The organism is Streptomyces sp. NPDC046900, assembly GCF_040644975.1.
GTDB lineage: Bacteria > Actinomycetota > Actinomycetes > Streptomycetales > Streptomycetaceae > Streptomyces.
Map to the genome: position 1 here is coordinate 17,184 of NZ_JBEYXD010000071.1, position 24,512 is coordinate 41,695.

General features: G+C 67.9%; 17 protein-coding genes and 1 tRNA gene. 2 read left to right on the top strand and 16 right to left on the bottom strand.

The window, feature by feature from the left end:
* The gene (locus ABZ904_RS39210; RefSeq protein ID WP_361828889.1) at positions 1 to 2,811 is read left to right on the top strand and encodes a poly(A) polymerase; all 2,811 of its coding nucleotides are present in this window, start codon (positions 1 to 3) and stop codon (positions 2,809 to 2,811) included.
* Positions 2,812 to 3,058: 247 nt separating this feature from the next.
* On the opposite strand, the gene tuf is transcribed toward ABZ904_RS39210, so the two are convergent.
* The 16 genes from tuf to ABZ904_RS39290 form a co-directional block, all read right to left on the bottom strand.
* Positions 3,059 to 4,252 carry an elongation factor Tu gene (tuf, locus tag ABZ904_RS39215; RefSeq protein ID WP_360990516.1) on the bottom strand — a complete coding sequence of 398 codons (1,194 nt, stop codon included), beginning with the start codon at positions 4,250 to 4,252 and terminating at the stop codon, positions 3,059 to 3,061.
* Between the two features lie 141 nt (positions 4,253 to 4,393).
* Complete coding sequence (gene fusA / locus ABZ904_RS39220) at positions 4,394 to 6,520, bottom strand: elongation factor G (RefSeq protein WP_360990513.1); 2,127 nt, start codon at positions 6,518 to 6,520, stop codon at positions 4,394 to 4,396.
* 39 nt (positions 6,521 to 6,559) lie between these two features.
* The gene (gene rpsG, locus ABZ904_RS39225) at positions 6,560 to 7,030 is read right to left on the bottom strand and encodes a 30S ribosomal protein S7 (protein WP_003992340.1); all 471 of its coding nucleotides are present in this window, start codon (positions 7,028 to 7,030) and stop codon (positions 6,560 to 6,562) included.
* A 2-nt stretch (positions 7,031 to 7,032) separates the two neighbouring features.
* A complete protein-coding gene (gene rpsL / locus ABZ904_RS39230) occupies positions 7,033 to 7,404 on the bottom strand; it encodes a 30S ribosomal protein S12 (protein WP_003948652.1) in 372 nt (123 codons plus the stop codon).
* Between the two features lie 367 nt (positions 7,405 to 7,771).
* A complete protein-coding gene (locus tag ABZ904_RS39235) occupies positions 7,772 to 8,212 on the bottom strand; it encodes a DUF1707 and DUF4190 domain-containing protein (protein WP_361828892.1) in 441 nt (146 codons plus the stop codon).
* Between the two features lie 239 nt (positions 8,213 to 8,451).
* Positions 8,452 to 12,351: a DNA-directed RNA polymerase subunit beta' gene (locus ABZ904_RS39240; protein ID WP_360990507.1), complete on the bottom strand. Its 3,900-nt coding sequence runs from the start codon at positions 12,349 to 12,351 to the stop codon at positions 8,452 to 8,454.
* A gap of 93 nt (positions 12,352 to 12,444) precedes the next feature.
* Positions 12,445 to 15,930 carry a DNA-directed RNA polymerase subunit beta gene (rpoB, locus tag ABZ904_RS39245; protein WP_360990504.1) on the bottom strand — a complete coding sequence of 1,162 codons (3,486 nt, stop codon included), beginning with the start codon at positions 15,928 to 15,930 and terminating at the stop codon, positions 12,445 to 12,447.
* Between the two features lie 734 nt (positions 15,931 to 16,664).
* Positions 16,665 to 17,048 carry a 50S ribosomal protein L7/L12 gene (gene rplL, locus ABZ904_RS39250; RefSeq protein WP_359396382.1) on the bottom strand — a complete coding sequence of 128 codons (384 nt, stop codon included), beginning with the start codon at positions 17,046 to 17,048 and terminating at the stop codon, positions 16,665 to 16,667.
* A 109-nt stretch (positions 17,049 to 17,157) separates the two neighbouring features.
* On the bottom strand, positions 17,158 to 17,688 hold the full coding sequence (rplJ, locus tag ABZ904_RS39255) for a 50S ribosomal protein L10 (protein ID WP_359396234.1): 531 nt from the start codon (positions 17,686 to 17,688) through the stop codon (positions 17,158 to 17,160).
* A 332-nt stretch (positions 17,689 to 18,020) separates the two neighbouring features.
* Positions 18,021 to 18,893: a DUF1396 domain-containing protein gene (locus tag ABZ904_RS39260; RefSeq protein WP_359396232.1), complete on the bottom strand. Its 873-nt coding sequence runs from the start codon at positions 18,891 to 18,893 to the stop codon at positions 18,021 to 18,023.
* A 108-nt stretch (positions 18,894 to 19,001) separates the two neighbouring features.
* Complete coding sequence (locus ABZ904_RS39265; protein ID WP_361828895.1) at positions 19,002 to 19,883, bottom strand: hypothetical protein; 882 nt, start codon at positions 19,881 to 19,883, stop codon at positions 19,002 to 19,004.
* Between the two features lie 178 nt (positions 19,884 to 20,061).
* Complete coding sequence (rplA, locus tag ABZ904_RS39270) at positions 20,062 to 20,787, bottom strand: 50S ribosomal protein L1 (protein WP_359396228.1); 726 nt, start codon at positions 20,785 to 20,787, stop codon at positions 20,062 to 20,064.
* A gap of 93 nt (positions 20,788 to 20,880) precedes the next feature.
* Positions 20,881 to 21,315, bottom strand: coding sequence for a 50S ribosomal protein L11 (rplK, locus tag ABZ904_RS39275; RefSeq protein ID WP_359396226.1), 435 nt, complete (start codon positions 21,313 to 21,315; stop codon positions 20,881 to 20,883).
* A 282-nt stretch (positions 21,316 to 21,597) separates the two neighbouring features.
* Positions 21,598 to 22,407: a transcription termination/antitermination protein NusG gene (gene nusG / locus ABZ904_RS39280; protein WP_359396224.1), complete on the bottom strand. Its 810-nt coding sequence runs from the start codon at positions 22,405 to 22,407 to the stop codon at positions 21,598 to 21,600.
* 80 nt (positions 22,408 to 22,487) lie between these two features.
* Positions 22,488 to 22,775: a preprotein translocase subunit SecE gene (gene secE, locus ABZ904_RS39285; protein ID WP_359396222.1), complete on the bottom strand. Its 288-nt coding sequence runs from the start codon at positions 22,773 to 22,775 to the stop codon at positions 22,488 to 22,490.
* A gap of 108 nt (positions 22,776 to 22,883) precedes the next feature.
* Positions 22,884 to 22,956 (bottom strand) — tRNA-Trp (locus ABZ904_RS39290).
* A gap of 263 nt (positions 22,957 to 23,219) precedes the next feature.
* On the opposite strand from ABZ904_RS39290, the gene ABZ904_RS39295 reads away from it, so the two are divergent.
* Positions 23,220 to 24,446: a pyridoxal phosphate-dependent aminotransferase gene (locus ABZ904_RS39295; protein ID WP_360990496.1), complete on the top strand. Its 1,227-nt coding sequence runs from the start codon at positions 23,220 to 23,222 to the stop codon at positions 24,444 to 24,446.
* Positions 24,447 to 24,512 lie beyond the last annotated feature (66 nt).

Sequence of the window (24,512 nt, forward strand, 5' to 3'; positions counted from 1 at the left end):
GTGCGCACGAGCGAGGAGATCTATCACCGGCTGCGCTGGGACGCACGCTTCGACCCGGCCCGCTTCGTACTGGGTATCCTCCAGCGCGGCGCCGGTCCGAAGCGTGTTCCGCTGCCCGTGTTCGTGCCCGGCGGCGAGATCCCGTGGCACCGGGTGCTGTTCTTCGAGGCGGACGGCGAGGTGGTGTGGGACCGGGCCACAGGTGTGGACCGGATCGACGCGACAGGGGCCGGTCGGGTGCGGGAGGCCCGGCTGCTACGCGCACCGTTCTTCACGGCCCGTACGCCGCACGTCCGGGACGGTGAGGACTGGGTGCCCGCACGCCCGTACGCGGCCGCCTCCGGCCCCCTCCCGGACTCCGGCGGTGTGCGGGTGCTGACCTGGAACACCCTCTGGGACCGGTACGACGCCGACCGCATCGACAGCGCCCGGCGCAGGCCCGAGCTGCTGCGTGCCCTGCGTGACGCCGATGTGGACGTGATCGCGTTGCAGGAGGTCGAGGCGGATCTCCTGGCCTTGCTGCTGCGCGAGCCATGGGTGCGGGCGGGCTGGACGCTGGGGACGGATCCGCGGGGACCGGACGTGGACACCTGCGGGCTGCTGCTCCTGAGCAGGTTGCCCGTCCGCGAGGCCGCGTCCCATGCGCTGGGCCCGCACAAGGCGGTGACCGCCCTCGTCGTGGAGACGGGCATGCGGCCTCTCGTCGTCGCGGCGACGCATCTGAGCAGCGACCACTCCGAGAACGGTGCGGACCGGCGCGTTGCCGAACTGGCCCGGATCGCCGAGGGGTTGGCGGGCCTGGATGCCGATCTGGTCCTGATGGGCGACTTCAACGACGGTGGTGACGCACCGCAGCTGACGCTGGGGATGCGCGACGCGTGGAGCGAGGCACACGGCGCCGGCGACACGACCCCGACCTTCGATCCGGGCACCAACCCGCTGGCCGCGATCTCCTCCCTGTCCGGCCGGACATCCCGGCTGGACCGGGTGCTGCTGCGCGGGGACGGTCTGCGGGTACGACGGGCCGAGCTGTGCGGCGACAAGCCCGCGGCGGAGGGGCTGTACCTCTCCGATCACTACGGGGTGCTGGCGGAGGTGACATCGGACCCAACGGAGGGGGACGCCCTCGACCGTCTCGACGCCCGGCCGACGCCCCGTACGGCACTGGCGTGGATCCCTCCCCGCGCACTGTGGCCGCCGCTGCAGGACATCCGCCGGGACCATGACCCGCAGATCCACCGCTGGCCTCCGCATGTGAACCTGCTCTTCGGATTCGTGCCTGAACACGCCTTCGAGCAGGCGGCATCGGTGCTCGCGACGGCCGCCACGGCTCCCTTCGACGCCCGGCTGGAGGGCGTGCACTCGTTCGGCCACCGCGACCACGCCACCGTCTGGCTCGACCCCGCGGCCGGCGGCGAGGAGCCATGGGCCGAGCTGCACCGCACCCTCCTGCGCCACTTCCCGCGCTGCCGCGGCCGCCACGCGGGATTCACCCCTCATCTGAGTCTGGGCCGCACCACCGACCCGCACGCCCTGGCCGCCGTGTGCGAGGCCCGGCTCGCCCCGATGCCGGCCAGGGTCGGCGAGCTGGCGCTGCTCTCGCGGCGCGGGGACGAGCCGATGCGAGTGCGTGGGACGGTGGCGCTGGGCACGGGCGAGGTCCGCTGGGCGGCGGAGGCCCCTCAGCACGGACACGAAGCCGCCACGGCCGCCGGCTCCGCCGTGGCCGACCGGATCACGCGCCGCATCGAGGACGCGATCCGCGACGGCGTCGTGCACGTCGCGGGCTCCCGGCGCATGGGCTGCGCGCTGCCCGGAGCGGACCTGGACCTGGTGGCGGCGGTGCCCGGCAGCGTCGAACTCGCCGCCATGCAGGCGAAGTTGACCTCCTCTCTCCCCGAGACGGCCGACGTGCGCGAGGTGGTCGGGGCACGCGTTCCCGGTCTGCGGTTGCGGCTCGACGGGCTGGACGTGGACCTGGTCGTCGTGGCCACCGGCTCGATCGACCCCGCCGAGGCGGTGGAGCGCCGGGCCGAGCTGGGCGAGGCGGCAGCGGTCGCGCTCAGCGCGGTGAGCGACGGCGACGCCGTGCTCGCGGCGGCGGGCGCACACGGGCCGGCCTTCAAGCGGCTGGCCACGCAGGTCAAGGCGTGGGCGAAGGCCCGGGGCCTGGACTCGGCACCGTTCGGCGGCCTGCCGGGCCTGGCCTGGTCCGTCCTGGCGGCCCGCACCGCGAGCGAGGCCGGGGGCCTGCCCGCGCCCGATCTGCTGCGGCACTTCTTCGCGACCTGGGCGGCCTGGGACTGGCACAAGGAGGTGGCACCGGCGGGACGCGAGGACGATCGGGCCCAGCCCCTCCCCCTCACCATCACGACGCCGTCCGCCCCGGTGCGCCCCTGCACGGACCAGGTCACGGCCGGCATGCGCGACCTCGTCACCCAAGAGCTGTTCCATGCCTGGGAGTTGCTGGACACGACCACGGACCCGTACCCCTGGGCCGAGCTCCTCGCCCCTCCCCCGCTCCACCGCCGCCACGCGGCCTGGGCGGTCGTGACGGTGGGCGCGGGGGCGGACGAGGGGCGGGTACGGGGCAGAATGCGGGCCCTCGTCACCGACCTCGCGGAGGCGGCCCCGGCCTGCCACGCCTGGCCCCGCCCCTTCGCCACGGACCCCGCCCGCTACGCCATCGGCCTGGGCCCCACCCCACCGACCGCCGACCAGCTCGCGGCCGTCGTGGAACGCCGACTGCGCGGACTGACCGGGGTCACGCTCACGAGGGCCAAGGGCGGCGAGGTTCCGACCCTGCGCTGAGCGCCGTGGCTCCGGAACGCGCTCGGCGAGTCTCAGCCGCCCGGCGGCTTCGCCCGCAATCGGTCGAAGACCGCCTCGTAGTGCTGCTGCGGCGCCCTCGGCGAGCAGTGCGGCTGCTTCCCCCGATCACCCGGATGCGCGTACCCCCGGTGCCGCAGGCGTGACAGCGCACAACGCGAAGAGGCCCGTACGACCGGAGTCGTACGGGCCTCTTCAGGTCAGCTGATGACCCTCAAGCAAGCGGAACTTACTTGGTGATCTTGGTGACCTGGCCGGCGCCCACGGTGCGGCCACCCTCACGGATGGCGAACTTCAGGCCCTCTTCCATGGCGATGGGCTGGATGAGCTCCACCTTCATCTCGGTGTTGTCACCCGGCATGACCATCTCGGTGCCCTCGGGGAGGGTCACGACGCCGGTCACGTCCGTCGTACGGAAGTAGAACTGCGGGCGGTAGTTGTTGAAGAACGGCGTGTGGCGGCCACCCTCGTCCTTGGACAGGATGTAGGCCTGCGCCTCGAACTCGGTGTGCGGGGTGACCGAGCCCGGCTTGATGATGACCTGGCCGCGCTCGACGTCCTCGCGCTTGATGCCGCGGAGCAGCAGACCGACGTTCTCACCGGCCTGGCCCTCGTCGAGCAGCTTGCGGAACATCTCGATACCGGTGACCGTGGTGGTGGTCTTCTCGGTCTTGATGCCGATGATGTCGACGGTCTCGTTGACCTTGAGGATACCGCGCTCGATACGACCGGTGACGACGGTGCCACGACCGGTGATCGTGAAGACGTCCTCGATCGGCATCAGGAACGGCTTGTCGACGTCGCGCTCCGGCTCCGGGATCGACTCGTCGACGGCCTTCATCAGGTTGAGGACCGACTCGGTCCACTTGGCGTCGCCCTCGAGCGCCTTCAGAGCGGAGACCTGGACGACCGGAACGTCGTCGCCCGGGAACTCGTACTCGGAGAGGAGCTCACGGACCTCGAGCTCGACGAGCTCCAGGATCTCCTCGTCGTCCACCATGTCGGCCTTGTTCAGGGCGACGACGATGTACGGAACGCCGACCTGGCGGGCCAGGAGCACGTGCTCCTTGGTCTGCGGCATCGGGCCGTCGGTGGCGGCGACCACCAGGATCGCGCCGTCCATCTGGGCGGCACCGGTGATCATGTTCTTGATGTAGTCCGCGTGACCCGGGCAGTCGACGTGGGCGTAGTGACGCGACTCGGTCTGGTACTCGACGTGCGCGATGGAGATGGTGATACCGCGCTGACGCTCCTCGGGCGCCTTGTCGATGTTGTCGAACGGGGTGGCCTCGTTCAGGTCCGGGTACGCGTCGTGCAGCACCTTGGTAATGGCGGCCGTGAGGGTCGTCTTACCGTGGTCGATGTGACCGATGGTGCCGATGTTGACGTGCGGCTTAGTCCGCTCGAACTTCGCCTTCGCCACTGGGGTCCTCCTGTGGAGTGGTTCTGTACGCCTTACTCATCGGCGCCAGGTGATCTTTGCTGGGGTGCCGCCCGCCGGGGTCCTTCACGGGGAAGAACCCCAGACGGTCGGTGTCAAGCCTAAAGCGTGCAACGGGGTGCGTTACTCGCCCTTGGCCTTCGCGATGATCTCCTCGGCGACGTTCCGGGGAACCTCGGCGTAGGAGTCGAACTGCATCGAGTAGCTCGCGCGACCCGACGTCTTGCTGCGGAGGTCGCCGACGTAGCCGAACATCTCCGACAGCGGAACCAGGCCCTTCACGACACGGGCGCCGGCACGCTCCTCCATGGCCTGGATCTGACCACGGCGGGAGTTGATGTCACCGATGACCTCACCCATGTAGTCCTCGGGCGTGGTGACCTCGACGGCCATCATCGGCTCGAGCAGCACGGGGCTGGCCTTGCGCGCGGCCTCCTTGAAGGCCTGCGAGCCGGCGATCTTGAAGGCGAGCTCGGAGGAGTCGACCTCGTGGTAGCCACCGTCGATCAGCGTGACGCGCACGCCGGTCATCTCGTAGCCGGCGAGGATGCCGAACTGCATGGCCTCCTGCGCACCGGCGTCGACCGAAGGGATGTACTCCTTCGGGATACGACCACCGGTCACCTTGTTCACGAACTCGTACGAGGCGTCGCCGCCCTCGATGGGCTCGATCGCGATCTGGACCTTGGCGAACTGGCCGGTACCACCAGTCTGCTTCTTGTGGGTGTAGTCCACACGCTCGACGGCCTTGCGGATCGTCTCGCGGTACGCGACCTGCGGCTTGCCGACGTTGGCCTCGACCTTGAACTCACGGCGCATACGGTCGACCAGCACCTCGAGGTGCAGCTCGCCCATACCACCGATGATGGTCTGGCCGGTCTCCTCGTCCGAGTGAACCTGGAAGGACGGGTCCTCCTCGGCCAGGCGCTGGATCGCGACGCCCAGCTTCTCCTGGTCGCCCTTCGACTTGGGCTCGATGGCGACCTGGATGACCGGAGCCGGGAAGTCCATGGACTCCAGGATGACCGGGTTCTTGTCGTCGGCCAGCGTCTCACCGGTGGTGGTCTGCTTCAGGCCCATGACGGCGACGATGTCGCCGGCGCCCACCGACTCGATCTCCTCACGCTTGTTGGCGTGCATGCGGTAGATCTTGCCGATGCGCTCCTTCTTGCCCTTGACGGAGTTCAGCACCGCGGTACCGGACTCCAGGCGGCCCGAGTAGACCCGGACGAAGGTGAGCTTGCCGAGGTGCGGGTCGCTCATGATCTTGAACGCCAGCGCGGACAGCGGCTCCGTGTCGGACGGCTTGCGCTTGACGACCTCCTCCGGGTTGTTGACGGCGTGGCCCTCGATGGCCTCGACGTCAAGCGGGGAGGGGAGGTAGCGCACGACCGCGTCGAGCAGGGGCTGGACGCCCTTGTTCTTGAACGCGGTACCGCAGAACACCGGGGTGACCGTGGTGTCCTTGGACTTGCCGGAGGCGATGGTGATACGACGAATCGCGGCATACAGCTGCTCCTCGGAGGGCTCCTCGCCCTCCAGGTACAGCTCCATGATCTCTTCGTCGTTCTCGGCGACGGCCTCGAGCAGCTTGCCGCGCCACTCGTCGGCAGCCTCGGTGTGCGTGGCCGGGATGTCGACGACGTCGTACATCTCGCCCTTGGTCGCCTCGGCGGACCACACGAGCGCCTTCATGCGGACCAGGTCCACAACGCCCTTGAAGTCGGCCTCGGCACCGATCGGCAGCTGCATGACCAGCGGCTGCGCGCCCAGGCGGTCGGAGATCATGTCGACGCAGCGGTGGAACTCGGCACCGGTGCGGTCGAGCTTGTTGACGAAGCAGATACGCGGAACGCCGTAGCGGTCCGCCTGACGCCACACCGTCTCGGACTGCGGCTCCACGCCGGCGACGCCGTCGAACACCGTCACGGCACCGTCGAGCACGCGCAAGGAGCGCTCCACCTCGACCGTGAAGTCGACGTGGCCCGGAGTGTCGATGATGTTGATGGTGTGGTCGACGTCTTCCAGCGGCCAGTGACAGGTGGTGGCAGCAGAGGTGATCGTGATGCCACGCTCCTGCTCCTGCTCCATCCAGTCCATGGTGGCAGCGCCGTCGTGGACCTCACCGATCTTGTACGAAACGCCGGTGTAGAACAGGATCCGCTCGGTGGTGGTCGTCTTGCCCGCGTCGATGTGGGCCATGATCCCGATGTTGCGGACCTTGGCCAGGTCAAGTGAAGTGGTAGCCATGAGGCTTCAGTCTTCTCTCGGTCTCGATGTGGGTAGCGACTACCAGCGGTAGTGCGCGAAGGCCTTGTTGGACTCGGCCATCTTGTGCGTGTCCTCGCGCTTCTTCACAGCGGCACCGAGGCCGTTGGACGCGTCGAGGAGCTCGTTCAGCAGACGCTCGGTCATCGTCTTCTCGCGACGGGCGCGGGAGTAACCGACGAGCCAGCGCAGCGCGAGCGTGTTGGCACGACCGGGCTTGACCTCGATCGGAACCTGGTACGTCGCACCACCGACACGGCGGGACTTGACCTCGAGGGTCGGCTTGATGTTCTCGAGGGCGCGCTTCAGCGTGATGATCGGGTCGTTGCCCGTCTTCTCACGCAGGCCCTCCATGGCGCCGTAGACGATGCGCTCGGCGGTGGAGCGCTTGCCGTTCAGCAGCACCTTGTTGATCAGCGAGGTCACCAGAGGAGAGCCGTAGACCGGGTCGATGATGACCGGGCGCTTCGGGGCGGGGCCCTTACGAGGCATTCTTACTTCTCCTTCTTGGCGCCGTAGCGGCTGCGGGCCTGCTTGCGGTTCTTGACACCCTGGGTGTCGAGGGAGCCACGGATGATCTTGTAGCGAACACCCGGCAGGTCCTTCACACGGCCGCCGCGCACGAGCACGATGGAGTGCTCCTGCAGGTTGTGTCCCTCACCCGGAATGTAAGCGGTGACCTCGATCCCGCTGGTCAGACGCACACGCGCGACCTTACGCAGGGCCGAGTTCGGCTTCTTCGGGGTGGTCGTGAACACACGCGTGCAGACGCCGCGACGCTGAGGGGAACCCTCGAGTGCGGGCGTCTTGTTCTTCTCGACCTTGTCCTGCCGGCCCTTGCGGACCAGCTGCTGGATCGTAGGCACTACTTCTCCGGTTTCTGTGTGCCGATGGGTACAGCTAACCTGGAACATCGCCGACCCACGCGGTCGGGTGTGTCGAATCCCGCAGACTCCCGCCGCAAGGCGAAAAGGGCGCAGATTACGGTGGCCGTTGACGGCTCGCTATGCGGTTGAAGGCACGCACGAGAGCCAGGGCACACCCCAGGCACAAGGTCTGAGCGTACCTACCTCATTCGCTGTGGTCAAAACAAATGGGCCGCGCCCGCATCCCCGTGCGGAGCATGTCAAGCCCATACGGCCTATGTGATCTTTGAATCAACGATCCGCGCACCTCGGTCAGGTGTCGCACGCACGCGCGCGCCACCCGGCGGACACCTCGGCGACACCCGTGTCACCAGGTGAGCGCCACCGTCAGCACGAGAACGAGTGCCCAGCCCGCCGTGGACAGCCAGCCGAGGATCAGACCGGTCAACGCGAGACCGTCGCCGGACTCACCCTTGCGGCGGATCTCGTCCCGCGCCACGTGCCCCAGGACGATCGCGGGAATGCCCGTGAGGCCCGCCGTGGGCACGCAGAGCAGGCCGCAGACCGCGGCGCCGACGGCCTTGTCGTTGGTCTTCGGCCGGGGCAGGACCATCTGCGGCACGAGTGCCGGCTGCGGCATGGGCCCCTGCGGCAGATCGGCCACGATCAGGGCCAGTTCGCCGAGCGTACGGGCCGCGTACGCCCGCGCCACCCGCCGTTCGAACTCCGGCTGCTCCAGTCGCCCTTCGGCGTACCCCGCCCGGAGTACGTCCACGGCACGCTCGCGGTCGGCGTGCGAGGCGAGCATGGGCGACTGCGCCGGCGGAGCCGGCTGACCGGGCCATGGCCGCGGAACGCCGGCCGCCCCCTGCTGCCAGGGTTGCCACGACGGATAGGACACCGAACACCTCCCCGTGGACTCCGAGTCCCCCCATCATGCGCCGAACCGGCAATTCCGGCACAGACGTTGACGGGACATGTGCCCCGGAAGGCCGAAGGGCGGCCACTCCGCACCGGAGTGACCGCCCCTCGACTCAAGCTGCTCGCTTACTGGTTGTACGGACCGTAGTCGTAGTCCTCCAGCGGAACGGCCTGGCCGGAGCCCGTGCCGAACGGCGAGTAGTCGATGTCGTCGTAGCCCACGGCCGAGTACATCGCGGCCTTGGCCTCTTCGGTCGGCTCGACCCGGATGTTGCGGTAGCGGGACAGACCCGTACCGGCCGGGATGAGCTTACCGATGATGACGTTCTCCTTGAGGCCGATCAGGGAGTCGGACTTGGCGTTGATCGCCGCGTCCGTGAGGACCCTGGTCGTCTCCTGGAAGGACGCCGCCGACAGCCAGGACTCGGTCGCCAGCGAGGCCTTGGTGATACCCATGAGCTGCGGACGACCGGAGGCCGGGTGACCGCCCTCCTGGACCACACGACGGTTCTCGTGCTCGAACTTCGAGCGCTCGACCAGCTCGCCGGGCAGCAGCTCGGCGTCGCCGGACTCGATGATCGTCACACGGCGCAGCATCTGCCGGATGATGATCTCGATGTGCTTGTCGTGGATCGACACACCCTGGGAGTTGTACACCTTCTGGACCTCGCCGACCAGGTGGACCTGGACGGCACGCTGGCCCAGGATGCGCAGCACGTCGTGCGGGTTGGTGGCACCCACGGTGAGCTTCTGGCCCACCTCGACGTGCTCGCCCTCGCTGACCAGAAGACGGGCGCGCTTCGAGATCGGGTACGCCGTCTCGTCGCTGCCGTCGTCCGGGGTGATGACGATCTTCTTGGTCTTCTCTGTCTCCTCGATGCGGACGCGTCCGGACGCCTCCGAGATCGGGGCGACACCCTTCGGCGTACGGGCCTCGAAGAGCTCGACGACACGCGGCAGACCCTGGGTGATGTCGTCACCGGCCACACCACCGGTGTGGAAGGTACGCATCGTCAGCTGGGTGCCGGGCTCACCGATGGACTGGGCGGCGATGATGCCGACCGCCTCACCGATGTCGACCAGCTTGCCGGTGGCGAGCGAACGGCCGTAGCACATGGCGCAGGTGCCGACCGCGGACTCACAGGTCAGGACCGAACGCGTCTTGACCTCGTCGACGCCCTGGGCCACGAGCTCGTCGATGAGGACGTCGCCCAGGTCCGTGCCGGCCGGGGCCAGCACCCTGCCGCCGACGACGATGTCCTCGGCGAGGCAGCGCGCGTACACGGACGTCTCGACGTTCTCCGCCTTGCGCAGCACGCCGTCGGCGCCGCGCTCCGCGATGTGGAGCTTGAGGCCGCGGTCGGTGCCGCAGTCCTCCTCGCGGATGATGACGTCCTGCGACACGTCGACCAGACGACGGGTGAGGTAACCCGAGTCGGCGGTACGCAGAGCGGTGTCCGCCAGACCCTTACGGGCACCGTGCGTGGAGATGAAGTACTCCAGCACGGACAGACCCTCACGGAACGAGGCCTTGATGGGCCGCGGGATCGTCTCGTTCTTCGCGTTCGACACCAGACCGCGCATACCCGCGATCTGGCGCATCTGCATCATGTTTCCTCGCGCACCCGAGTTCACCATCATGAAGATCGGGTTCGTCTTCGGGAAGTTCTCGGTCATGGCCTCGGCGACCTCGTTGGTCGCGTTGGTCCAGATGCCGATCAGCTCCTGGGTGCGCTCGTCCTTCGTGATCAGACCGCGCTCGTACTGGCGCTGGACCTTCTCGTCCGCGGCCTCCCACTTGGCGACGATCTCCCGCTTCGCGTCGGGGACGACGACGTCGGAGATCGCGACGGTGACACCGGAACGGGTGGCCCAGAAGAAGCCCGCCGCCTTCAGGTTGTCGAGCGTGGCGGCCACGATGACCTTCGGGTAGCGCTCGGCCAGGTCGTTGACGATCTGGGAGAGCTGCTTCTTGCCGACCTCGTAGTCGGCGAACGGGTAGTCCTCGGGCAGCAGCTCGTTGAAGAGCGCACGGCCCAGGGTCGTCCGCAGGCGGAAGGAGTCACCCTGCTGCCACTCCGGCTCGCCCTCCTCGCGGACCGGCGGGGTCCAGCCACGAGGCGGGATGGTGCCCACCGGGAAGCGGATGTCGACCGGCGCCTGGAGCGACAGCTCGCCGGCGTCGAAGGACATGATCGCCTCGGCGACGGACGCGAAGGAGCGGCCCTCGCCCTTGACGTTGCGGCCCTCGGCGTCCGTGGTGAGGAAGAACAGGCCCAGCACCATGTCCTGGGTCGGCATCGTCACCGGGCGGCCGTCGGCCGGCTTGAGGATGTTGTTCGAGGACAGCATCAGGATGCGGGCCTCGGCCTGCGCCTCCGCGGACAGCGGCAGGTGCACGGCCATCTGGTCACCGTCGAAGTCCGCGTTGAACGCGGTGCAGACGAGCGGGTGGATCTGGATGGCCTTGCCCTCGACCAGCTGCGGCTCGAAGGCCTGGATGCCGAGGCGGTGCAGCGTGGGCGCACGGTTCAGCAGAACCGGGTGCTCCGCGATGACCTCTTCCAGCACGTCGTACACAACCGTGCGGCCGCGCTCGACCATGCGCTTGGCGCTCTTGATGTTCTGCGCGTGGTTCAGGTCGACCAGGCGCTTCATCACGAACGGCTTGAAGAGCTCCAGCGCCATCGCCTTCGGCAGACCGCACTGGTGCAGCTTCAGCTGCGGACCGACGACGATCACGGAACGCGCCGAGTAGTCGACACGCTTGCCGAGCAGGTTCTGACGGAATCGACCCTGCTTGCCCTTCAGCATGTCGCTGAGGGACTTCAGCGGGCGGTTGCCGGGGCCCGTGACCGGGCGGCCACGACGACCATTGTCGAAGAGGGCGTCAACAGCCTCCTGAAGCATGCGCTTCTCGTTGTTGACGATGATCTCCGGGGCACCGAGGTCCAGGAGCCTCTTCAGACGGTTGTTGCGGTTGATGACCCGGCGGTACAGGTCGTTCAGGTCGGAGGTCGCGAAGCGGCCACCGTCCAGCTGCACCATCGGACGCAGGTCCGGCGGGATGACCGGCACGCAGTCGAGGACCATGCCCTTGGGGCTGTTGGAGGTCTGCAGGAAGGCAGACACGACCTTCAGCCGCTTGAGCGCACGTGTCTTCTTCTGGCCCTTGCCGGTGCGGATGATCTCGCGGAGACGCTCGGCCTCCTCCTCGAGGTCGAAGGACTCCAGGCGCTTCTGCAGCGCCGCGGCACCCATCGAACCGTCGAAGTACGTGCCGAAGCGGTCACGCAGCTCACGGTAGAGCAGCTCGTCGCCCTCGAGGTCCTGGACCTTGAGGTTCTTGAACCGGGCCCACACCTCGTCGAGGCGGTCGATCTCGCGCTGCGCACGGTCGCGCAGCTGCTTCATCTCGCGCTCAGCGCCCTCGCGGACCTTGCGGCGCACATCGGCCTTGGCACCCTCGGCCTCGAGCTCGGCCAGGTCGGCCTCGAGCTTCTTGGCGCGGGCCTCCAGGTCGGCGTCGCGACGGTTCTCGATCTGCTGCCGCTCGACGGAGACGTGCGCCTCCAGGGAGGGCAGGTCACGCGTACGGCGCTCCTCGTCGACGTACGTGATCATGTACGCCGCGAAGTAGATGACCTTCTCCAGGTCCTTCGGGGCGAGGTCGAGCAGGTAGCCCAGCCGCGACGGAACGCCCTTGAAGTACCAGATGTGCGTGACGGGAGCGGCCAGCTCGATGTGGCCCATCCGCTCACGGCGCACCTTGGCGCGCGTGACCTCCACGCCACAGCGCTCACAGATGATGCCCTTGAAGCGGACACGCTTGTACTTGCCGCAGTAGCACTCCCAGTCCCGGGTGGGGCCGAAGATCTTCTCGCAGAAGAGGCCGTCCTTCTCGGGCTTGAGGGTGCGGTAGTTGATGGTCTCGGGCTTCTTGACCTCGCCGTGGCTCCACTGACGGATGTCGTCAGCGGTGGCCAGGCCGATCCGGAGCTCGTCGAAGAAGTTGACGTCGAGCACTATGCGTCAATCCCTCTCAGGGTCGTAAGTCTTTCGGTCTGTACGGGGGTCCCGGGGTCGGCGGGCCTTGGAGTCAGGCCCGCCGGACTCCCGTCAGACCTCTTCGACGCTGCTCGGCTCGCGCCGGGACAGGTCGATGCCGAGCTCCTCCGCAGCGCGGAAGACGTCCTCGTCGGTGTCGCGCATCTCGATGGACATACCGTCGCTGGACAGCACCTCCACGTTCAGGCACAGGGACTGCATCTCCTTGATGAGCACCTTGAAGGACTCGGGGATGCCGGGCTCGGGGATGTTCTCGCCCTTGACGATGGCCTCGTAGACCTTCACGCGGCCGGTGACGTCGTCGGACTTGATGGTCAGCAGCTCCTGGAGCGCGTAGGCGGCGCCGTAGGCCTCGAGGGCCCACACCTCCATCTCGCCGAAGCGCTGGCCACCGAACTGGGCCTTACCACCCAGCGGCTGCTGGGTGATCATCGAGTACGGACCGGTCGACCGGGCGTGCAGCTTGTCGTCGACCAGGTGGTGCAGCTTCAGGATGTACATGTAGCCGATCGAGATCGGGTCCGGGAACGGCTCACCGGAGCGGCCGTCGAACAGCCGCGCCTTGCCGGACGGGAGGACCATGCGGTCACCGTCGCGGTTCGGGATGGTGTGCTCCAGCAGACCCGCCAGCTCGTCCTCGCGGGCACCGTCGAAGACCGGGGTCGCGACGTTGGTCCGGGGGTCGACCTGGTCGGCACCGATCGCCTGCAGGCGCTGTGCCCACTCATCACCGAGGCCGGAGACGTCCCAGCCCTGGCTGGCGAGCCAGCCGAGGTGGATCTCCAGCACCTGTCCCGGGTTCATTCGGGACGGCACACCCAGCGGGTTGAGGATGATGTCGACCGGGGAGCCGTCCTCCAGGAACGGCATGTCCTCGATCGGCAGGATCTTGGAGATGACACCCTTGTTGCCGTGGCGGCCGGCGAGCTTGTCACCGTCGGTGATCTTGCGCTTCTGGGCCACGTAGACGCGGACCAGCTGGTTCACGCCCGGCGGCAGCTCGTCGCCCTCCTCGCGGTCGAAGACGCGCACACCGATGACCTTGCCGGTCTCGCCGTGCGGCACCTTCAGCGAGGTGTCACGGACCTCACGGGCCTTCTCACCGAAGATCGCGCGCAGCAGGCGCTCCTCGGGGGTCAGCTCGGTCTCACCCTTCGGGGTCACCTTGCCGACGAGGATGTCACCGGCGATGACCTCGGCACCGATACGGATGATGCCGCGCTCGTCCAGGTCCGCGAGGACCTCCTCGGAGACGTTCGGGATGTCCCGGGTGATCTCCTCGGGGCCGAGCTTGGTGTCACGGGCGTCGACCTCGTGCTCCTCGATGTGGATCGAGGAGAGGACGTCGTCCTGCACGAGGCGCTGCGACAGGATGATCGCGTCCTCGTAGTTGTGACCCTCCCACGGCATGAACGCCACGAGCAGGTTCTTGCCGAGCGCCATCTCACCGTTCTGGGTGGCCGGACCGTCGGCGAGGACCTGGCCCTCGATGATCCGGTCGCCCTCGTTGACGATGACCTTCTGGTTGACCGAGGTGCCCTGGTTGGAGCGGGCGAACTTGGCCAGGCGGTACGTGATGTACGTGCCGTCGTCGTTGGCCGTGGTGACGTAGTCCGCGGAGACCTCCTGGACCACACCCGCCTTCTCGGCCTTGACCACGTCGCCGGCGTCGACGGCGGAGCGGTACTCCATGCCGGTGCCGACGAGCGGGGACTCGGACCTGATCAGCGGCACGGCCTGACGCATCATGTTCGCGCCCATGAGGGCACGGTTGGCGTCGTCGTGCTCGAGGAACGGGATCATGGCGGTCGCGACCGACACCATCTGGCGCGGCGAGACGTCCATGTAGTCCACGTCCTCGGGGCTGACGTAGTCGACCTCACCGCCACGGCGGCGGACCAGCACACGGCCCTCGGCGAAGCGAAGCTCGTCCGTCAGCGTGGCGTTGGCCTGCGCGATGACGAACCGGTCCTCTTCGTCGGCGGTCAGGTAGTCGACCTCGTCGGTGACCTGGCCGTCGTTCACCTTGCGGTACGGGGTCTCGACGAAGCCGAACGCGTTGACCCGGCCGTAGGAGGCGAGCGAACCGATCAGACCGATGTTCGGGCCTTCCGGGGTCTCGATCGGGCACATGCGTCCGTAGTGGGACGGGTGCACGTCACGGACCTCGAAGCCGGCCCGCTCACGGGAGAGACCACCCGGGCCGAGCGCGGACAGACGACGCTTGTGCGTCAGCCCGGACAGCGGGTTGTTCTGGTCCATGAACTGGGACAGCTGGCTGGTGCCGAAGAACTCCTTGATGGAGGCGACGACCGGCCGGATGTTGATCAGGGTCTGCGGCGTGATCGCCTCGACGTCCTGGGTCGTCATGCGCTCACGCACGACGCGCTCCATACGCGCCAGACCCGTGCGGACCTGGTTCTGGATGAGCTCGCCGACGCTGCGCAGGCGGCGGTTGCCGAAGTGGTCGATGTCGTCGGTCTCGACGACGATCGACTGGCCGCTGTCGCCGACCGTCTCGGTCTCACCCGCGTGCAGCTTCACCAGGTACTTGATCGTCGAGATGATGTCCTCGACGGTCAGGATGCCCGCGTCGAGCGGGGCGTCCGCACCCAGCTTCTTGTTGACCTTGTAGCGGCCGACCTTGGCGAGGTCGTAGCGCTTCGGGTTGAAGTACAGGTTCTCCAGCAGCGTCTGCGCGGCCTCACGCGTCGGGGGCTCGCCCGGGCGCAGCTTGCGGTAGATGTCGAGCAGCGCGTCGTCCTGGCCCTGGGTGTGGTCCTTCTCCAGGGTGGCGCGCATGGACTCGTACTCGCCGAACTCCTCGAGGATCTGCTCGGTCGTCCAGCCGAGCGCCTTCAGGAGGACGGTCACGGACTGCTTGCGCTTGCGGTCGATACGAACACCGACCATGTCGCGCTTGTCGATCTCCATCTCCAGCCAGGCACCCCGGGACGGAATGATCTTGGCCGAGAAGATGTCCTTGTCGGACGTCTTGTCGATGGAGGAGTCGAAGTAGACACCGGGCGAACGGACCAGCTGCGACACCACGACACGCTCGGTGCCGTTGATGACGAACGTGCCCTTGTTCGTCATGAGCGGGAAGTCGCCCATGAAGACGGTCTGGGACTTGATCTCGCCGGTCTCGTTGTTGGTGAACTCGGCCGTGACGAAGAGGGGCGCGGCGTAGGTGAAGTCGCGCTCCTTGCACTCGTCGATCGAGTTCTTCGGCGGCTCGAAGCGGTGGTCGCGGAACGTCAGCGACATCGACCCGGAGAAGTCCTCGATCGGGGAGATCTCCTCGAAGATCTCCTCGAGACCGGACTTGGTGGGGACGTCCTGACCGGACTCCAGAGCCTCCTCGACGCGAGCCTTCCATGCGTCGTTACCGAGCAGCCAGTCGAAGCTCTCGGTTTGCAGCGCGAGAAGGTTCGGAACCTCGAGGGGCTCCTTGATCTTTGCAAAGGAGATGCGCAGCGGGGCAGTGCTGGCGCCGTTATTCGTATTCGCGGTCGAGGCAGTGCGCGAGGCGGCCAAGAGGGGGTCCTTCCGAGGGCTCGGACTCACTACGCGCGTCCCGGTCCCCACCGAGCACAGAGAAGGAAAGTCCCAGGTCGGAGACTTCCAGTCCGTGTACTCAAGCAGAGGGCGTACTCCTGGTGACGGGCAGGAGACAGCTAACAGGCAGCGCAAAGGGTCAGTGTAGCCACTTGGCACACTGATGTCCAGTGCGGGTTTGCAGGCCCACGCCGGAGACCCTCTCTGTCCCTCAATACCTGCGGCAAGCCACGCCCTCGATGCACATCGATACTGCCCTCTTCGTCGTCGATCCATGCCTCGGATCCGGATCGTTGTGACGACGCGTCCTGAGAATTGCGCGCTGCGTGCGGTTCGTCAAGGCCCCCCCTGCCCAAACCGGGTGCTGCCCTCGTCACTTGCCACCTGCCACCGGGGCCCTCGGGAGGCAGGACGAAGATCACCATACTCCCCGCGACGACGGGCGCAAGGCAGCCGCCGCCACACCCCTCGGAACGGCGAAGGGCGACCACCCGGATGGATGATCGCCCTTCGGCGCGCTCGCGTTACAGTCCTGCGAGTGAGCCGCTCCGGGGACCCGCAGGGGGCCGCTACGGCGTTCGAGTGAGCCGCGGCCGGCGGTCGCGAGAGGACCGCGTGCGGCCTACACGAAAGGGCCGTACGGGGCGGCTGCCCCGTACGGCCCTGTGAGCCCCTGTGCGGGCCCGTGAGTCCGGTGCGGACCCGAAGAGGTGTTACTTGACCTCGACGGAGGCGCCGGCGCCCTTGAGGGACTCGGCGGCCTTCTCGGCGGCGTCCTTGGCGACCTTCTCCAGGACGGGCTTCGGGGCGCCGTCCACGAGGTCCTTGGCCTCCTTGAGGCCCAGGGAGGTCAGCTCGCGCACGACCTTGATGACCTGGATCTTCTTGTCGCCGGCACCGGTGAGGATGACGTCGAACTCGTCCTTCTCCTCCTCGACCTCGGCGGCGGCGGCCGGGCCGGCCGGGCCCGCGACGGCGACCGCGGCGGCGGCGGTGACGTCGAACTTCTCCTCGAACGCCTTCACGAACTCGGAGAGCTGGATGAGGGTCATCGACTCGAACTCGGCGAGCAGTTCTTCCTGGGTGAGAGCCACGATGGCTTCCTTCCACTAATTCGGCTGGTGCCGGATGTACATGTCTGGCGGGCGTACGTTCGGCCCGCTACGACCTCCGCCTCAGGCGGCGGTGGTCATTTCGGGGGCCGAATTACTCGGCACCGCCCTGCTCGTCCTGCTTGGCGCGAAGCGCGTCCACGGTGCGGACGAGCTTCGACGGGAGCGCCTGGAAGACCTGAGCAGCCTGCGTCTGCTTGCCCTTCAGAGCACCCGCCAGCTTGGCGAGCAGAACCTCGCGGGACTCGAGGTCCGCAAGCTTCTTGATCTCGTCGGCGGACAGCGCCTTGCCGTCAAGGACACCGCCCTTGATGACGAGGTTCGGGTTGTCCTTGGCGAAGTCACGAAGACCCTTCGCCGACTCCACCGGGTCACCGGTGACGAAGGCGACCGCCGTCGGACCGTTGAACAGGTCGTCGAGCGAGGAGATCCCGGCCTCGTTGGCCGCAATCTTGGTCAGCGTGTTCTTCACCACGGCGTACTGGGCGTTCTCACCGAGCGACCGGCGCAGCGTCTTCAGCTGCGCCACGGTGAGACCCCGGTACTCGGTCAGCACGGCGGCGTTCGAGCTACGGAACTGCTCCGTGAGCTCGGCTACCGCGGCAGCCTTGTCGGGCCTTGCCATAGAGCGTCGGCCTCCTTCCGGGTGATGGGACCGCTCAGAAGGGGCTGGGGAAAACGAAACGCCCCGGCGCAGGCGCACGGGGCGGACTCGACCGGCTGCACGCGCGGGGAACGCACATGCTCCGGGAGCTCTTCCACAGTCACCTGCGCGGGTCGTCCGCAGTTCAGCGGATCCTTCGGCCGCCGCGCCCTCTTCCGAGCACACGGCAACGACCAGCGGTCTTTGGCTTCTGTAGGAGAGTACGGGAACGGATCGCCGTCGGGCAAATCCGTTCCCACGCTCGGCCGGGCTCGGCCCCGGGGACTCGTCCCACGGGGCTCGGCCCGCGGGGGTCAGCCCTGCTGGGCGCCCTTCATCATCTCGGCGAGGTCGGCCGTGTCCTTGGCGGACGGAGCCGTCACCGTCACCGGCTTGTTGTAGTCGACGAAGGTGATGGTCATGTCCAGCGGTCCCTTGTCGGCGTCACCGCGCATCCGGAACTGCTTGGTGTGGTTGCTGCCGTCCATCCACATGTCCATGGACAGCTTGTCCGCGCCCATCTTGGCGTACTGGTCGAGGCCCTTCTCGCGCTGCTCGAGGGTGGCCTTGTCCAGCTTCTGGGCCTTGAGGGAGGCGCGCATCTCCGCGACGGTGATGTCGCCCTTGTAGTGGGTGGTCTGCACGCCGTCGACGGTCTCGGTGCCGACCTTCGTCACATGCTTGGAGCTGGTCAGGAACGTGGAGTCCTGGGCCGGGTTCTGGTTCGCCTGACCGGCCGCCCCCATCTGGTCCAGGTTCTTCTGCATGTCCCCGCCCAGCGCGCCCAGGTCGAGCTTCATCCAGTGCTTGCCGCCCAGCTCCTTGGCAGCCTCGTCACCCGCGCCGATGTACATCACCTTGTCGACGAGGCGGATCTCGACCGGGCCCCCGGTCTTCTGCTCCGACGACGTCATCTTCATGCTCATGGCGAGCGGCTTCATGGCCATCTGGGCCTCGGCCCTGACCTGGCCCGCGCCCGGCATCGTCCCGGTCATCCGGTAGTGCAGGGACGTGATGCGCTCGGAGTTCTTCGCGGCCGCGGCGACGGCCGCGGCGGGCGACATCCGCGGCGACTCCTCCGCACCGTTGCCCTTCGAGCAGCCGACCGCTCCGCCGCCCAGAACCAGGGCCGCGAGCACCGCGCCGGCCGCACCGCGCTCCACCCGGTTGCGCACAGCAAACGTCATGATTCCCCCCAGCGAACACATGGTTGATCCATAACAAGAACGTGAGCCTATACCCATGGACTGACAGAGGCGCGTCAATTCCGGCGTCAAGCAGTGAACGGGGATGGGCTATGAACCCCGGGTGGTCATCAGTTCCTTGAAGTCCGCGGTGTCCGCCGTCGGGGGCCGGCCGGCCGAGACCTTCACGCCGTAGTCGCGGTAATAGGCCGTGGCGGACATGCGGCCGCCGGCCAGCTCGCCCTTCTCGACCTTCTTGACCAGCAAGGCTTGGTCGTCGACCCAGATGTCGACGGTCTCCCTGGTCACCCCGGCCTGCTCCAGCCGCTCCCGCAGCGCGGCCGCGTCCTCTCCGCTGAGGTTTGCCGGGGTGACCGTTCCCGAGTAGTGCGTGGTGCGGCGGCCACGCACCGTCTCCTCGCCGACCCTGCGCACGGCTCCGCAGGCGAGCAGGAGCCGGACCGGGCGGATCGGGGCGGTGTCGCGCAGCTGGTCCGTGAGATACGCCCCGGAGCCGCCCGGCAGCGCCGCCAGGTCGTCGTAGCCGTACCTGATCCAGTGCCGGCCGTCGAGGCGGCGGGCGAACGGGGCGCCGACCTTCGCGTAGTAGGCGTCGGGCAGCAGCCGGGCCTCCATGGAGGTGCTGTTCAGGTTGCGCATGGTCTCGGCGAGCCGGCCGCCGGTGTAGGTGATGCGCAGGGTGCCCACGGACCCGTGGGACCAGCCGAGGGCCCCGTCCGTCTTCAGGGCGAGCATGGCGCCCATGGCGGTCGTGGACTCGATCCGCGCGGAGCCGGCCCTGGTGGTGGCCTTCTCGACGGCGCGCAGGGCGGTCACCGACCGGGAGTCGGCCCGCCCGGCGCGGCCGCCGGAGGGCGCCGCCGCGCCCCTGTGGGAGTCGCCGTCACCGAAGAGGCCGCACCCCGCCACGGCGGAGAGGGCGGCCACCGCCGCGATCGGGAGGATCCCGCGCCGCACGATCCTGTCCCTCATCCGTTCCCCCTTGTGCGCTGCGTGATCTTCACGCTAACTCCGCGGCGGAGGACCCGGCATGCGCCTGGCTCGAAACGGCATGTGCCGCATCTCTCGCCGGACGAAAAGCGCCGGAGCCCGCACCTCGGAAGGTGCGGGCCCCGGCGTCAGCTGCGCGTGACCGCGGCTGCCGTCAGTGTCAGACGGCGGCCGGGTCCTCCTCGACGAGGAGGTTGCGGGTGCGGTTCGGGTCGAGCGGAATGCCGGGGCCCATCGTGGTCGTGATGGCGGCCTTCTTGATGTAGCGACCCTTGGCGGCGGACGGCTTCAGACGGAGGATCTCCTCCAGCGCCGCACCGTAGTTCTCCACCAGCTTGGCGTCGTCGAAGGACGTCTTGCCGATGATGAAGTGCAGGTTCGAGTGCTTGTCGACGCGGAACTCGATCTTGCCGCCCTTGATGTCCGTGACGGCCTTCGTCACGTCCGGGGTCACGGTGCCGGTCTTGGGGTTCGGCATCAGACCACGGGGACCGAGCACGCGGCCGAGGCGGCCGACCTTGCCCATGAGGTCCGGGGTGGCGACGACGGCGTCGAAGTCCAGACGGCCCTTCGACACCTCGTCGATCAGCTCGTCGGCGCCGACGATGTCGGCGCCCGCGGCACGAGCGGCCTCGGCACGGTCACCGGTCGCGAAGACCAGGACCCGGGCGGTCTTACCGGTGCCGTGCGGGAGGTTCACGGTGCCACGGACCATCTGGTCGGCCTTGCGGGGGTCGACACCCAGGCGGAAGGCGACCTCGACGGTGCCGTCGAACTTGGTCGTGGAGGTCTCCTTGGCCAGACGGACGGCCTCGAGCGGGGCGTACAGCTTCTCCCGGTCGACCTTGGCGTCCGCAGCGCGGAGAGCCTTGCTGCGCTTGCTCACAACTGCTCCTGTGGGTTCTGAAGGAGGCGTGGTACGGGCCGAGCAGGCCCTGCCACGTGCGGCCGGAGCCGCATGGTTCTACGAAGGTGGGGTTCAGCCCTCGACCGTGACGCCCATGGAACGGGCGGTGCCGGCGATGATCTTCGCGGCGGCGTCCAGGTCGTTGGCGTTGAGGTCGGGCATCTTGGTCTGGGCGATCTCGCGGACCTGCGCCTCGGTGATCTTGGCGACCTTGGTCTTGTGCGGCTCGCCGGAGCCCTTCTCGATGCCCGCGGCCTTGAGAATCATCTTGGCGGCCGGCGGCGTCTTGGTGACGAAGGTGAAGGAACGGTCCTCGTAGACCGTGATCTCCACCGGGATCACCCAGCCACGCTGCGACTCGGTCGCGGCGTTGTAGGCCTTGCAGAACTCCATGATGTTCACGCCGTGCTGACCCAGCGCGGGGCCGACCGGCGGAGCCGGGTTGGCCGCGCCGGCCTTGATCTGGAGCTTGATGAGCCCCGTGACCTTCTTCTTCTTGGGAGGCATTGCTCTCTCCGGGTCCTTAGTGAGAGTTTTCCGCCATCGATCCGGATCATCCGGATCGAGGCATACCGCACAACGATAGCGGGTACCTCTGCACGCCCAAAAACGAGCAGGTCAGGCCAACGTCCGGCCACCGCTGGGAGCAGCCCCGGACAGCCCGTCCGACCTGGTCGGACGTGTGCGTACGGACAAGCATCGCGGCACGGCCCGGGCTCGGTACCGGCACGCGAAAGAGCCCCTGTCCGACGGGAAGTCGCCGGCCAGGGGCCCTGTCGGACAGTCCGACTAGTTCTTCTGGATCTGGTCGAAGCTCAGCTCGACCGGGGTCTCGCGGCCGAAGATCTCCACCAGGCCCTTGACCTTCTTGGAGTCGGCGTTGATCTCGTTGATGGTCGCCTGCAGCGTGGCGAACGGGCCGTCGGTGACGGTGACCGAGTCGCCGACCTCGAAGTCCAGCACCTGGACCTCGACCTTGCGCTGCGGAACCGGCTTGCCCTCGGCCTCGGCGGCCTCGCGGGCGGCCTTCTCCTCGGCCTCCGGGGCGAGCATCTTGACGATCTCGTCCAGGGTCAGCGGGTAGGGGTCGTAGGCGTTGCCCACGAAGCCCGTGACACCCGGAGTGTTGCGGACGACACCCCAGGACTCGTTCGTCAGGTCCATGCGCACCAGGACGTAGCCCGGGAGCTTGTTCTGACGGATGGTCTTGCGGTCGCCGTTCTTGATCTGGACGACCTCTTCCTGCGGCACCTCGGCCTGGAAGATGTAGTCCTCGACGTTCAGCGATACGGCGCGCTGCTCGAGGTTGGTCTTCACGCGGTTCTCGTAGCCGGCGTACGTGTGGATCACGTACCACTCGCCGGGCAGGGAGCGCAGTTCCTCGCGGAGCTTCTCGACCGGGTCGAGCTCCGGCTCCTCCTCGCCCGCACCGGCCTCGTCCTCGTCCACCACGTGCACGGCGGCCTGCTCGGCCGGCTCGCCCGCCTCGGCGTCCGCAGCCTCGAACTCGTCGTGCTCGTCCGCGCCCTCGACGATGTCGAGCTCGTCATCCACGGACTCGTCCGGCTCGATGGCGTCGTTCAGGTTCGGGTCAGACACGGTGGCTGCTTCTTCCTGGATACATAGGGGTGGAACACGCGAAAGGGACGCCGGGCACGACGGCGTCCTTCGCTCCCGGCTCAGCCGAAGACGTACTTGGCGGCGTGGTTGAGCCCATAGTCAATCAAAGTCACCAGGGCAATCATGATCGCGACGAAGAAGATCACCACGGTGGTGTACGACGTCAGCTGATTCCGCGACGGCCAGACGACCTTGCGCAGCTCAGCGACGATCTGGCGATAGAAGATGGCAAGGCGCTTCAGCGGGCCCTTCTTGCCTCGCTTGCCGCCCTTGCGGATCTTCTTCTTCGACTCCTGCACCTCGTCCTGGGCGTCAGGCATGTCGATGGAGCCCACGGCGTCCGTCACGCGTCCTCACCTGAATTCCCGGGTCGTGGCCGTGCCGCGCCCGGTGGAGCCGCACGGCGAGTGCAATACAAATGTACTGTGCGCACACTGCCTCGTAGGAGTGTGTAGCAGGGCCGGAGGGACTTGAACCCCCAACCGCTGGTTTTGGAGACCAGTGCTCTACCAATTGAGCTACGACCCTTTGTTGTGTACCCCAACGTACCGCATCCGACCGGGTGCTCGGTGTGCACCCGCGAGATCGCCGCCGCTGGAGGCCAACGAGGTGAGAGTGTACGTGGTCCGCGGCCGGGCGTCGAACAGAAAGCGCCCGTACGGGCTTTGCCGGTGAAAGATCGGCCCGGAGCCTCCCCCGGATCCGCACGGATGTTCAGTTACCGGTCCGGTCCGGCTCAGTCTGTGAAACCCGCGTGCCGGGCGCGTTTCCTGTCTGAAACCATGGATCGCATGAGCGCTGCAACCCCTCCCACCGAGCGCCGGGTCTCCGCCCGAATCGGCGCGATCACCGAGTCCGCCACCCTCGCCGTGGACGCCAAGGCCAAGGCCCTCAAGGCCGCCGGGCGCCCGGTGATCGGCTTCGGCGCAGGTGAACCCGACTTCCCGACGCCGGACAACATCGTCGAGGCGGCCATCGAGGCCTGCAAGAACCCCAAGTACCACCGGTACACCCCGGCGGGCGGTCTGCCCGAACTGAAGGCCGCGATCGCCGCGAAGACGCTGCGCGACTCCGGCTACGAGGTGGACGCCTCCCAGGTCCTCGTCACCAACGGCGGCAAGCAGGCCGTCTACGAGGCCTTCGCCGCGATCCTCGACCCGGGCGACGAGGTGATCGTCCCCGCGCCGTACTGGACCACGTACCCGGAGTCGATCCGGCTGGCCGGCGGCGTTCCGGTGGACGTCGTCGCCGACGAGACGACCGGCTACCGCGTCTCCGTCGAGCAGCTGGAGGCGGCCCGCACGGAGAAGACGAAGGTCCTCCTGTTCGTGTCCCCGTCCAACCCGACCGGCGCGGTGTACACCGAGGCCGAGACCGAGGCCATCGGCCGCTGGGCCGTGGAGCACGGCCTGTGGGTGCTGACGGACGAGATCTACGAGCACCTCGTCTACGGCGACGCGGTCTCCGTGTCCCTGCCGGCCCTCCTGCCCGAGCTGCGCGACAAGTGCATCGTGGTCAACGGCGTCGCCAAGACGTACGCCATGACGGGCTGGCGCGTGGGCTGGATGATCGGCCCGAAGGACGTGATCAAGGCGGCGACGAACCTGCAGTCGCACGCGACGTCCAATGTGTCGAACGTCGCACAGGTGGCGGCGCTGGCCGCCGTCTCGGGCGGCCTCGAGGCGGTCGCGAAGATGCGCGAGGCCTTCGACCGGCGCCGCAGGACCATCGTGCGGATGCTCAACGAGATCGACGGCGTGGTCTGCCCCGAGCCCGAGGGCGCCTTCTACGCGTACCCGTCGGTGAAGGCGCTGCTCGGCAAGCAGATCCGCGGCAAGCGCCCGCAGAACAGCGTCGAGCTGGCCGCGCTGATCCTGGACGAGGCCGAGGTCGCCGTCGTTCCGGGCGAGGCCTTCGGCACCCCCGGCTATCTGCGGCTGTCGTACGCCCTCGGTGACGAGGACCTGGTCGAGGGCGTCAGCCGGCTCCAGAAGCTGCTCGGCGAGGCGCGGGACTGACGTCCGGCTCCCCCGGTCACCCAGGCGGCCGCGCAGGGCGCCAGCCCCATGGCCTCAGCAACCAGG